The 10,985-nt window shown below is 67.4% G+C and carries 8 protein-coding genes and 3 tRNA genes; 3 read left to right on the top strand and 8 right to left on the bottom strand.

Annotated elements, in window-relative coordinates:
• The 3 genes from murI to ACODT0_RS30325 all read left to right on the top strand — a co-directional run.
• Window positions 1-827: glutamate racemase (gene murI / locus ACODT0_RS30335; protein ID WP_489042981.1), on the top strand; the 827-nt coding region annotated here is incomplete at its 5' end.
• Window positions 828-843: 16 nt separating this feature from the next.
• Window positions 844-1,623 (top strand): PA3715 family protein, encoded by a 780-nt coding sequence (locus tag ACODT0_RS30330; protein ID WP_261212712.1) that lies wholly within the window; start codon window positions 844-846, stop codon window positions 1,621-1,623.
• 96 nt (window positions 1,624-1,719) lie between these two features.
• A complete protein-coding gene (locus tag ACODT0_RS30325) occupies window positions 1,720-3,915 on the top strand; it encodes an Ig-like domain-containing domain (RefSeq protein ID WP_489042980.1) in 2,196 nt (731 codons plus the stop codon).
• A 3-nt stretch (window positions 3,916-3,918) separates the two neighbouring features.
• Here the strand turns inward: ACODT0_RS30325 and ACODT0_RS30320 are convergent, their stop codons facing one another.
• The 8 genes from ACODT0_RS30320 to clpP all read right to left on the bottom strand — a co-directional run bounded on the left by ACODT0_RS30320 (window position 3,919) and on the right by clpP (window position 10,976).
• The gene (locus ACODT0_RS30320; RefSeq protein ID WP_261212716.1) at window positions 3,919-5,238 is read right to left on the bottom strand and encodes an MFS transporter; all 1,320 of its coding nucleotides are present in this window, start codon (window positions 5,236-5,238) and stop codon (window positions 3,919-3,921) included.
• 41 nt (window positions 5,239-5,279) lie between these two features.
• The gene (locus tag ACODT0_RS30315; protein WP_057597775.1) at window positions 5,280-5,918 is read right to left on the bottom strand and encodes a DUF6806 family protein; all 639 of its coding nucleotides are present in this window, start codon (window positions 5,916-5,918) and stop codon (window positions 5,280-5,282) included.
• 21 nt (window positions 5,919-5,939) lie between these two features.
• Window positions 5,940-6,031 (bottom strand) — tRNA-Leu (locus ACODT0_RS30310).
• A gap of 97 nt (window positions 6,032-6,128) precedes the next feature.
• Window positions 6,129-6,202 (bottom strand) — tRNA-Cys (locus ACODT0_RS30305).
• Between the two features lie 63 nt (window positions 6,203-6,265).
• Window positions 6,266-6,341 (bottom strand) — tRNA-Gly (locus ACODT0_RS30300).
• A 75-nt stretch (window positions 6,342-6,416) separates the two neighbouring features.
• Complete coding sequence (gene lon / locus ACODT0_RS30295) at window positions 6,417-8,855, bottom strand: endopeptidase La (protein WP_057594285.1); 2,439 nt, start codon at window positions 8,853-8,855, stop codon at window positions 6,417-6,419.
• A gap of 119 nt (window positions 8,856-8,974) precedes the next feature.
• Window positions 8,975-10,240: an ATP-dependent Clp protease ATP-binding subunit ClpX gene (gene clpX / locus ACODT0_RS30290; RefSeq protein WP_057594286.1), complete on the bottom strand. Its 1,266-nt coding sequence runs from the start codon at window positions 10,238-10,240 to the stop codon at window positions 8,975-8,977.
• A 127-nt stretch (window positions 10,241-10,367) separates the two neighbouring features.
• Window positions 10,368-10,976 carry an ATP-dependent Clp endopeptidase proteolytic subunit ClpP gene (gene clpP, locus ACODT0_RS30285; RefSeq protein ID WP_057594287.1) on the bottom strand — a complete coding sequence of 203 codons (609 nt, stop codon included), beginning with the start codon at window positions 10,974-10,976 and terminating at the stop codon, window positions 10,368-10,370.
• Window positions 10,977-10,985: the final 9 nt, after the last annotated feature.

The following is a 10,985-nucleotide window of genomic DNA, read 5'->3' as shown; positions in this document are numbered from 1 at the left end:
CTTCGCCCGTCGGCGTGTTCGACAGCGGCGTGGGCGGGCTGAGCGTGCTGGGTGCGCTGCGCGCCGAGCTGCCGCGCGAGCGCTTCGTCTACTTCGCCGACACCGCGCATGCCCCCTACGGCGAGCGCGGCGACGCCTACGTGACCGAGCATTCGCGGCACGTGGTCGATACCCTGGTGCGCGAGCACGGCATCAAGGCGCTGGTGGTGGCCTGCAACACCGCCACCACGGCCGCGATCCACGTGATGCGTGCCGAGAACCCCGAGCTGCCGATCGTCGGCCTGGAGCCCGCGATCAAGCCCGCGGTGGCGGGCAGCGCCACCGGCCATGTCTCGGTGCTGGCGACGCGCGGCACGCTGGCGAGCGCCAAGTACGCGGCGCTGCGCCATACCTTCCCCCATCCCGAGCGCATCCGCTCGGTGCCCTGCGACGGCCTCGTGGCGGCGATCGAGCGGCTCGACGAGCTCGCCATCGACCAGCTCTGCGCCCACTACATGGCGCTGGCCGGCCCCTTCGGCGGCGACGCCGACGAGACCGACACCGTGGTGCTCGGCTGTACCCACTATCCGCTGCTGCAGGACCGGCTGCGGCGGCATGCGCCCTCGGCCGTCCGCTTCCTCGATTCGGGCGTGCCGGTGGCGCTGCAGACGCGGCGGCTGCTCGCCGCCGCGGGCCTGCTGCAAGAGCACGCGAGGCCCCTGGAGGACGCCTGGGTGGCGCTGCGCAGCAGCGGCGATGCCGCGGTGCTCCAGAGCGCTGCCGCGCGCTGGCTGGGCCTGCGTCCTTCCGACCTGCTGCCCGATCGGCCGCAGGCGAGCACGGCCTGAACGGCCGCCCCATTCCATGCGCCCGCTGCGCCATCTCGCCCTCCTGCTCGCCGGCCTGCTCGCGGCCGGCGCGGGCCATGCGGCCTGCGAGAGCGGCCTGGCCGAGCGCATGCACGCCAAGCTGCATCCGCAGCGCCCGCTCGACGAGCGGCTGGCCGCCTGCAAGCCCTGGCCGGCCTATCCGGGCCGCAGCATCGTCGTGCTGCCGATGCCGCGCGAGACCAGCGACAACGGCGCCAAGGTCTACGACCTCGAGGTGCTGCTGATCCAGCGGCCCGACAACGGCAACACCGAGCGCGACACCGTCATCGGCCGGATCTTCCAGGCCGAGGCGCTCGACGAAGACCGCCGCAACCTGATCCAGGACGTGCGCATCGACACCTCGCGCTACGTGCTCGCGAGCGACACCCGCGCCTTCGGCCTGCGCGTGCGCTACCGCGACATCGGCGCGGCCAGCGCTGCGAGCGAGACGCTGCGCCTGTACGTGCAGCAGGGGGCGAAGCTGCGCCAGGTGCTGCAGGAGATCGAGCTCGACCGCGAGAGCGGCGAATGGGATGCCTCGGCCTGCGCCGGGCATTTCGAGAAGCTGCGCACCATGCTCTCGGTGGGCAAGGCCGCGAGCAACGGCTATGCCGACCTGATGCTGTCGCGCACCGTGGTGCAAAGCCGCGCGCAGCCGTCGGAGGACCAGGGCTGCGTCGAGAAGGCGCTGCCCGCGCGTTTCAGCGCGGTGACGCTGCGCTACGACGGCGAGCGCTACAAGGTGCCGAAGTCGCTGCGGCAGTCTTCGTTCTGACATCGCGTCTTTACCGTTGAGCACCCCGGTGTTTCACGGAAATGTCATTCCAAAGTACCAGCATGCGCGGTTTGTTCAGAACAACCAACGCGCACCATGACAACGCCCACTCCGCTTCGTTCGACCCGCATTCCCTTCAAGCCCATGCTGCTCGCCAGCGCCCTCTCGCTGATGCTGGCCGCCTGCGGTGGCGGCGGTAGCGACGGCGGTTTCATCGGCTTCCTGCCGCCGCCCACGAACACGGCACCGCCCGCGCCCCCGCCGGCGCCGCAGGACCAGCTCGTCTCGAGCGCGACCTTCACGCCCAATGCCGGCACCAAGGTCGGCTCCTCCGACGCCTCGACCGCCTTCGCGCTGCCCGACGGCTTCATGATCGTGGCCGACGACGAGGCCAACGTGCTGCGCGTGTATCCGCGTGCCGGCGGCGCCGCGGTCAAGGAATGGAGCTACCAGGACAACGGTCCCAAGCTGACCGACGAGCTCGACCTCGAGGCCGGCGTGCGCATCGGCGACACGCTGTATCTCACCGGCTCCAACAGCAACAAGAAGGACGGCTCGGACGCGCCCGCGCGCTCGCACCTGCTCGCGGTCAAGGTCAGCGGCACCGGTGCCGCCACCACCTTCGACTACGTCGGCGAGTTCGCGCAGCTCGAGAGCCAGCTCGTGGCCTGGGACACGGCCAACGGCCACGGCCTGGGCGCCAACCACTTCGGCTTCGCCGTCTCGGCCGCCAAGGGCGTGATCCCCGAGCAGGTCAACGGCTTCTCGATCGAGGGCATGGCCTCCTCGCCGGGCGACACCGCGCTGTGGCTGGGCTTCCGCGCCCCGCAGACCGACACCGCCACGCGCACCAAGGCACTGATCGTTCCGGTGCAGAACTACGCCGCGCTGGTGAACAAGACCGCCACGCAGGCCAGCTTCGGCGCGCCGATCGAGATCGACCTCGGCGGCCGCGGCATCCGCTCGATCGACAAGGGCACCGATGGCCGCTACCTGATCACTGCCGGCCCGGCGGGCCCGGCCAGCGCCGACGTGGACCGCAACTTCGCGCTGTTCGCGTGGAGCGGCAACGCGGCCGAAGCGCCGGTCGAGCTCTCGAACGACCTCGATGCGCTGCGCAAGGAAACCGGCGGCAGCTTCGAATCGGCCGTGGAAGTGCCCGGACCGGTCGCGGCCGGCACGCAGGTGCAGCTGCTGCTCGACAACGGCGACACCGTGTGGCCGGGCCAGACCAAGGCCTCGAAGGACCTGGCGCCGGCCGACCAGAAGTTCCAGGGCTTCGTCGTGCGCCTGGGCCAGCCCTGGGTCGACACCGCGGCGCCGGTGCTCAAGAGCGCTTCGCCCAAGGGCAACGACGGCAGCGTGGGCGTGAACTCGAAGATCACGCTGAACTTCAACGAAGGCGTGCGCCTCGGCGCCGGCAACATCGTGTTGCACAAGGCCGACGGCAGCGTGGTCGAGACCTTCTCGGCCACGAGCCCGGCCGCGCGCGTGCAGCGTGCCTTCAACGTGCTGACCTTCACGCCGAGCCAGCCGCTCGCCGCGTCCACCAGCTACTACGTGACGGTCGACGCCAACGCGGTCCTCGATGCCAAGGGCAACGCCTTCGCGGGCGTGTCGGACGCGAGCACCATCGCCTTCACCACCAGCGCGCCGCCTTCGTACGGCCCCGGCGACATCCTGTTCCTGGGCCTGAACGCCGACAGCCCCGATGCCTTCGCCTTCGTGCTGCTCAAGCCGATGGACAGCGGCACGCGCATCATCTTCACCGACCGCGACCGCACCGCCGACAAGGAGTTCGACGGGGTCACCAACGAGAGCGCCTACGTCTGGACCGCCGACCGCGACCTCGCGGTGGGCACCATCGTGACGATCCAGCCGGACGTGAGCAAGGGCACCAACCCACTCGCCAACATCGGCACCACGCAGGGCGCGGGCGGCGGCCTCAGCGCCACCAACGAGACGGTCTACGCCTTCGTCGGCGGCACCATCGCGGGCCTGGGCGACGGCGCGGCCGGTGCGATCAGCGGCGTGGGCAACTACCTGGCGAGCATCACGGTGGGACCGGCCACGGGCGCCGGCAGCATCCCGGCGACGCTGACGGCGGCGGGCGCCGCGATCAACTTCCCCGACAGGTTCGACGTGCTCTACAACGGCCCGATGCTGCCGGCCTCGCCGACGCCGGCCGACATCGCGAGCTTCGCGGCCAACGTGAAGAACACGGCCAACTGGAAGACGCAGGTCAAGGCGGCCTGGCCGATCACCAACGGCAGCCTGTTCGGCGGCTCCTGAGACCTACCCCTGCCCTCGCAGCGCGGCCTCGCGGCCGCGCCGCACGTCGATCGGCCACAGCAGCAGCAGGCCGGCGACGAAGAGCACGGCGGTCGACAGGATCGCGATGCGCTGGTTGCCGGCCGTGAGCCAGGTGACCGCGCCGTAGGCCAGCGGGCCGACGATGCTCGCGAGCCGCGTGGCGAAGGACCAGAGGCCGAAGAACTCGGCCATCTGGGCCGGCGGCGCGAAGTAGCCGGTCATCGCGCGGCCGGCCGACTGGCTCGAACCCATCGCGAGGCCCGCGATGGCCGCGGCCCACCAGAAGCCGCCCTTGGTCGTGACCACCGCGGCGATCACGCAGACCGCGACCCAGGCCACCAGCGTGACGGCCAGCGAGGTCTTGTGGCCGATGCGGTCCTGCACGTAGCCGAAACCGAAGGCACCGAGCGCGGCCGCGATGTTGAGCACGAAGATCAGCACCATGGTCTCGCTCGCGACGAAACCGATCACCTGCTCGGCATAGATCGCGGCCAGCGTGATCGCCACCGCCACGCCGCCCTGGTAGCAGACGGTGCAGGCCAGCAGGGTCATGAAGTCGCGGTAGGCGCGCGCCTGGCGGAAGGTGGAGCGCAGCTGTTGCCAGGCGCTGGGCGCCCTGGCGTCGCCGAGGGCCTGCGCACTGGGCCTGGCGCGCTCGGGCAGCAGCACGAAGGTGGCGCAGGCGGCCGTGCCGTAGATCGCGGCGGTGATCAGCATCGTCACCGGCACGAAGTGCGAGGCCGGCAGGCCCCGCGCCTGCGACCACAGCACGTAGGCCAGGCACAAGCCCAGCGCCAGCATGCCGCCGACATAGCCGAAGGCCCAGCCCCAGCCGCTGACCTTGCCCATGCCTTCGGGCGTCGCGAGCTCGGGCAGGAAGGCGCCGGTCAGCGACTCGCCGTAGGAGTAGAAGGTGTTCGACACCACGATCAGCAGCATCGCGACGGCCACGCCCGTGGCGCCCGAGAAGCGCGGCGAGAGCGCCAGCGCCGCGGTGCCGATGACGCAGCCCACGGTCGTGATGACCAGCAGCCGCTTCTTGGCCGCGCGCAGGTCGGCCCAGGCACCGATGGCCGGCATCGTGAACATCACGATCGCGTAGGAGATGCTGAGCGCCACCGTCCAGGCGAACGGGCCCCAGGGCGCGCCCTTGGCGATGCCGCCCACGAAATAGGCGGCGAACACGGCCGTGATGACCACGGTCGTGTAGCCCGAGTTGGCGAAGTCGTACATGGCCCAGCCGAACACCTCGCGCTTGCGCACGCCGGCGTTGAGGGCGGAGGAAGGAAAGAGCGCTGCCATGCGGCGGATGGTGGTGGCGCCGCGTGGCAGGCGTATGGCGCTCAGTGCAGGTGGCGCGGGCGGCGTCCGCCGCCATGGCCGCTGCCGCCGCCGCCACCGGTACCGCCGGTGCCGCGCGGGCGCTTGCCGATCTCGAGCGAGTTCACCAGTGCATCGAAGCGGTCGCTGAACAGGCGGTCGATCTCGGCCACCACGCCGCCGAGCTCGGCGCCGTCGAAGTGGCGCTCCATCAGGTTCACCACGTCCTCGACCAGCAGGTCGCGCTGCACCTGCATGATCGCGGCCGGATTCGGGCCCACGAACAGCATCACGAAGTCGTCGCGCGACTCCTCGTCGGGGTCGCCCTCTTCCTCGTCGAAATCGGTGTCGTAGAAGGTGACTTCGATGGCCGCGCCGCGTTCGGACAGTTCGTTGAGCGCCATGCACATCTCGTCGAGCGCCTGGCGGAAGTCCTCGTCGCCGGCCACGGTCCAGCACATCTGGAGCATGTGGTCCTTGGGCTCGAAACGGATGCCGGGTTCTTCCTCGTAGGAGCTGGCGGCACCGTCGGCGAGCGACTTGGCGCCCGCGTATTTCCACAGCGGCTTCAGCGCTTCCTGGATCTGGTCGAAACCGACGTCCGAACGCAGGGCCACGTCGCCATGCACATGAATTTCGAATGGAGCGTTGTAGCGAGGCATTGAATGCTCCCTTGTTAGATGTGGTGCCCGGAACGGGGGTCGAACCCGTATGCCCCGATTAAGGAAGCGGCGGATTTTAAGTCCGATGTGTCTACCAATTTCACCATCCGGGCCCCGGGTTGAATGACGACGATACCCCAAATGAAAACAGCCCCGTCAACGTCGGTTGGCGGGGCCTGGGATCTTCGAAGCTGTTCAACGGGAGAAGTGTGGAGGCGCGATCCGGAGTCGAACCGGACTAGACGGATTTGCAATCCGTTGCATAACCGCTTTGCTATCGCGCCACGCAGAAAAACGAAATCGAACTAGCGAAAAAAAGGGAAGCTGTTGCTTCCCTTTTTCAAAACTGGAGCGGGAAAAGAGTCTCGAACTCTCGACCTCAACCTTGGCAAGGTTGCGCTCTACCAACTGAGCTATTCCCGCGTTTCGAGCCTTGAATTATAGACCAGATTTTCGGGGTTTCGCAAGGCGAGCCCCCGAATTTCATGATCGTGTCGTTCAATGCTTGACCGAGCCTTCCGATGCCTGCGACTCGCGCTGCTTCGCGATCTCGGCCACGGCCGCCGCCGAGGCCGCGACCTCTTCGTCGGACAGCGGCGTAGGCTGCTTCTCGAGCGCGATCTCGAGCACCTTGTCGATCCACTTGACCGGCACGATCTCGAGGCCGTTCTTCACGTTCTCGGGAATGTCCTGCAGGTCCTTGGCGTTCTCCTCGGGGATCAGCACCGTCTTGATGCCGCCGCGCAGGGCCGCCAGCAGCTTTTCCTTCAGGCCGCCGATCGCCGTGACCTCGCCGCGCAGCGTGATCTCGCCGGTCATCGCCACGTCGGCGCGCACCGGGATGCCCGTGAGCGCCGACACGAAGGCCGTGGTCATCGCAGCGCCCGCGCTCGGGCCGTCCTTGGGCGTGGCGCCGTCGGGCACATGGATGTGGATGTCGCGCTTCTCGAACACCTCGTCCTTGATGCCCAGGCGGCGCGAGCGGCTGCGCACCACGGTGCGCGCGGCCTCGACCGATTCCTTCATCACGTCGCCCAGCGAACCGGTGCGGCTGATCACGCCCTTGCCGGGCATGGTCACGGCCTCGATCGTCAGCAGATCGCCGCCGACCTCGGTCCATGCGAGGCCGACCACCTGGCCGACCTGGTTCTGCTTCTCGGCCAGGCCGAAGGTGAACTTGCGCACGCCGAGGAAGTCGTTGAGGTTCTCGCCCGTGACCACGACCTGGGGCGTCATCTGCTTGAGCAGCAGGCCCTTGACCACCTTGCGGCAGATCTTCGAGAGCTCGCGCTCGAGCGAACGCACGCCGGCTTCGCGCGTGTAGTAGCGCACGATGTCGCGCACGGCCTCCTCGGTGACGAGCAGTTCCTCTTCCTTCACGCCGTTGTTCTTCAGCTGCTTGGGCAGCAGGTACTTGATCGCGATATTGGTCTTCTCGTCCTCGGTGTAGCCCGAGAGGCGGATGACTTCCATGCGGTCCAGCAGCGCCGGCGGGATGTTCATCGAGTTCGAGGTGGCGACGAACATGACGTCGCTCAGGTCGAAGTCGACTTCCACGTAGTGGTCGCCGAAGGTGTGGTTCTGCTCGGGGTCGAGCACCTCGAGCAGTGCGCTCGACGGGTCGCCGCGGAAGTCGGTGCCCAGCTTGTCGATCTCGTCGAGCAGGAACAGCGGATTGCGCGTACCGATCTTGCTCAGCCCCTGCAGCACCTTGCCCGGCAGCGCGCCGATGTAGGTGCGGCGGTGGCCGCGGATCTCGGCCTCGTCGCGCATGCCGCCGAGCGCCATGCGGGTGTACTTGCGGCCGGTCGCCTTGGCGATCGACTGCCCGAGCGAGGTCTTGCCCACGCCCGGCGGGCCCACGAGGCACAGGATCGGCGCCTTGACCTTGTCGACACGCTGCTGCACCGCGAGGTATTCGAGGATGCGGTCCTTGACTTTCTCGAGGCCGTAGTGGTCGGCGTTGAGCACCGCCTCGGCGTTCGCGAGGTCGTGCTTGATCTTGGTCCGCTTGGCCCAGGGCAGGCCCACCAGCACGTCGATGTAGTTGCGCACCACGGTGGCTTCGGCCGACATCGGCGACATCAACTTGAGCTTCTTGAGCTCGCCCTCAGCCTTCTTGAGCGCGTCCTTGGGCATCTTGGCGAGCTTGATCTTCTTCTCGATCTCCTCGATGTCCGCGCCCTCCTCGCCTTCGCCGAGCTCCTTCTGGATCGCCTTGACCTGCTCGTTGAGGTAGAAGTCGCGCTGGTTCTTCTCCATCTGGCGCTTCACGCGGCCACGGATCTTCTTGTCGACGTTGAGGATGTCGACTTCGCGCTCGAGCTGTCCGAACAGGTTCTCCAGCCGTGCCTTGGTGTCGTCGAGATCGAGCACCGCCTGCTTGTTGTCGAGCTTGAGCGGCAGGTGCGCGGCGATCGTGTCGGCCAGGCGGCCCGGATCGTCGATGCTCGAGATCGAGGTCAGGATCTCGGGCGGAATCTTCTTGTTGAGCTTCACGTACTGGTCGAACTGCTGCATCACCGCGCGGCGCAGCGCTTCGACCTCGGTGCCCTTCTCGCCGCCCTCGGGCGCCGCCACCGGCGTCACGTTGGCCGAGAAGTGGGTCTCGCCGTCATCGATGCGGTTCACGCGGGCGCGTTGCTGGCCCTCGACCAGCACCTTCACCGTGCCGTCCGGCAGCTTGAGCATCTGCAGGATGGTGGAGACGCAGCCGACCTCGAACATGTCCTCGACCGAGGGCTCGTCCTTGGCGGCGGCCTTCTGGGCCACCAGCATGATGCGGCGCTCGGCCTCCATGGCCAGCTCGAGCGCCTTGATGCTCTTGGGGCGCCCCACGAACAGCGGGATCACCATATGGGGGAACACGACGACATCGCGCAGCGGCAGCAGCGGCAGGTCGATGGCGTCGGCGGGCAGAGGGGTATGACCGGACATGGATATCCTTTGATTGATCAAGCAAAGATGGACGGCGACACGGGCATTTCAAGCCCGCGGCCGCAGTCTTTGTCGAAGACGCCGGGCATCTCGGGGGGAAGAGCCGGCGCGGGAGTCACTCAGGCCTTCTTGGCTGCCTCGCGGTACACGAGCAGCGGGGGCTTGTTCTCGTCGATGGTCGATTCCTCGACCACGACCTTGTCGACATTGGTGGCATTGGGCAGCTCGAACATCGTGTCGATCAGCGACTGTTCGAGGATCGAACGCAGGCCGCGCGCGCCGGTCTTGCGGGCCAGCGCCTTGCGCGCGATCGCCTTGAGGGCGGCGGGACGGATCTCGAGGTCCACGCCCTCCATCTGCAGCAGCTTGGTGAACTGCTTGACCACGGCGTTCTTGGGCTCGGTGAGGATCTGCACCAGCGCGTCCTCGCTGAGCTCGGCCAGCGAGGCCACCACGGGCATGCGGCCCACGAGCTCGGGGATCAGGCCGAACTTGATCAGGTCCTCGGGCTCGACGTCGCGGAACACCTCGGTGAGGCTGCGCTGGGCCTTGCTCTTGACGCTGGCGCCGAAACCGATGCCCGAGGCCTCGGTGCGGTTCTCGATCACCTTCTCGAGGCCCGCGAAGGCTCCGCCGCAGATGAACAGGATGTTGGTCGTGTCGATCTGCAGGAAGTCCTGGTTCGGGTGCTTGCGCCCGCCCTGGGGCGGCACGCTGGCCATGGTGCCTTCGATGAGCTTGAGCAGCGCCTGCTGCACGCCCTCGCCCGACACGTCGCGCGTGATCGAGGGGTTGTCGGACTTGCGCGAGATCTTGTCGATCTCGTCGATGTAGACGATGCCGCGCTGCGCGCGTTCGACTTCGTAATTGCAACTCTGCAGCAGCTTCTGGATGATGTTCTCGACGTCCTCGCCGACATAGCCGGCCTCGGTCAGCGTGGTGGCGTCGGCCATCACGAAGGGCACGTCGAGCTGGCGCGCCAGCGTCTGCGCCAAGAGCGTCTTGCCCGAGCCCGTGGGGCCGATCAGCAGGATGTTGCTCTTGCTGAGCTCCACGTCCTCGCCCTTGGCCTTTTCCTTGTGGCGCAGGCGCTTGTAGTGGTTGTAGACGGCCACCGACAGCATGCGCTTGGCCGGCTCCTGGCCGATCACGTAGTTGTCGAGGTTGGTCTTGATCTCGAGCGGCGTCGGCAGGTCGTTGCGCGCATCGCGCGCTTCTTCTCCGGCGGGCAGTTCGTCGCGGATGATCTCGTTGCAGAGATCGATGCACTCGTCGCAGATGAAGACCGAAGGACCCGCGATCAGCTTCTTCACCTCGTGCTGGCTTTTGCCGCAGAACGAGCAGTAGAGCGTTTTTTCGCTGGAAGTGCCTTTTTTCTCGGCCATGGACAGGTGCCTCGTAACGGGTTTGGACAATGATAACGAAACAAAAACGGCGTTTCCCGTGTGGAAAACGCCGTTGTTGCCTTTTTGGCGCCGCCGGCGTCGTGACGCCAGGGCGCCGGGCCCCTGCTCAGGGGCGCTTGGCGATCACCTGGTCGACCAGGCCGTAATCCTTGGCCTCGTCGGCCGTCAGGAAGTAGTCGCGCTCGGTATCGGCCTTGACCTTGTCCAGCGGCTGGCCGGTGCGCTCGGCCAGGATGCGGTTCATCTGGTCCTTGGTGCGCAGGATGTCGCGCGCATGGATCTCGATGTCGGTGGCCTGGCCGCGGGCGCCGCCGAGCACCTGGTGGATCATGATCTTGGAGTTGGGCAGCGAGAAGCGCTTGCCCTTGGCACCGGCCGCGAGCAGGAACGCGCCCATGCTGGCCGCGAAGCCCACGCACAGGGTCGAGACCTCGGGCTTGATGAACTGCATGGTGTCGTAGATCGCCATGCCGGCCGTGACGCTGCCGCCCGGGGAGTTGATGTAGAACGAGATGTCCTTGTCGGGGTTCTCGCTCTCCAGGAACAGCAGCTGGGCCACCACGAGGTTGGCGGTCTGGTCGTTGACCTCGCCCACCAGGAAGATGATGCGCTCCTTGAGGAGCCGCGAGTAGATGTCGTAGGACCGTTCGCCACGGCCCGATTGCTCGATGACCATCGGGACCATGCCGAGGCCTTGGATTTCCTGTGCGCTCATGAATTTGCT

Source organism: Variovorax sp. FG153 (genome assembly GCF_057809595.1).
The sequence above is the reverse complement of the archived record's forward strand: the minus strand, read 5'-3'. Positions and strand labels throughout refer to the sequence as shown.

What these genes read in the sequence shown, in the direction of transcription:
- ACODT0_RS30330 (WP_261212712.1), top strand. Translation starts at nt 844, where the DNA reads ATGCGCCCGCTGCGCCATCTCGCCCTCCTGCTCGCCGGCCTGCTCGCG.
- ACODT0_RS30325 (WP_489042980.1), top strand. Translation starts at nt 1,720, where the DNA reads ATGACAACGCCCACTCCGCTTCGTTCGACCCGCATTCCCTTCAAGCCC.
- ACODT0_RS30320 (WP_261212716.1), bottom strand. Translation starts at nt 5,238, where the DNA reads ATGGCAGCGCTCTTTCCTTCCTCCGCCCTCAACGCCGGCGTGCGCAAG.
- ACODT0_RS30315 (WP_057597775.1), bottom strand. Translation starts at nt 5,918, where the DNA reads ATGCCTCGCTACAACGCTCCATTCGAAATTCATGTGCATGGCGACGTG.
- lon (WP_057594285.1), bottom strand. Translation starts at nt 8,855, where the DNA reads ATGTCCGGTCATACCCCTCTGCCCGCCGACGCCATCGACCTGCCGCTG.
- clpX (WP_057594286.1), bottom strand. Translation starts at nt 10,240, where the DNA reads ATGGCCGAGAAAAAAGGCACTTCCAGCGAAAAAACGCTCTACTGCTCG.
- clpP (WP_057594287.1), bottom strand. Translation starts at nt 10,976, where the DNA reads ATGAGCGCACAGGAAATCCAAGGCCTCGGCATGGTCCCGATGGTCATC.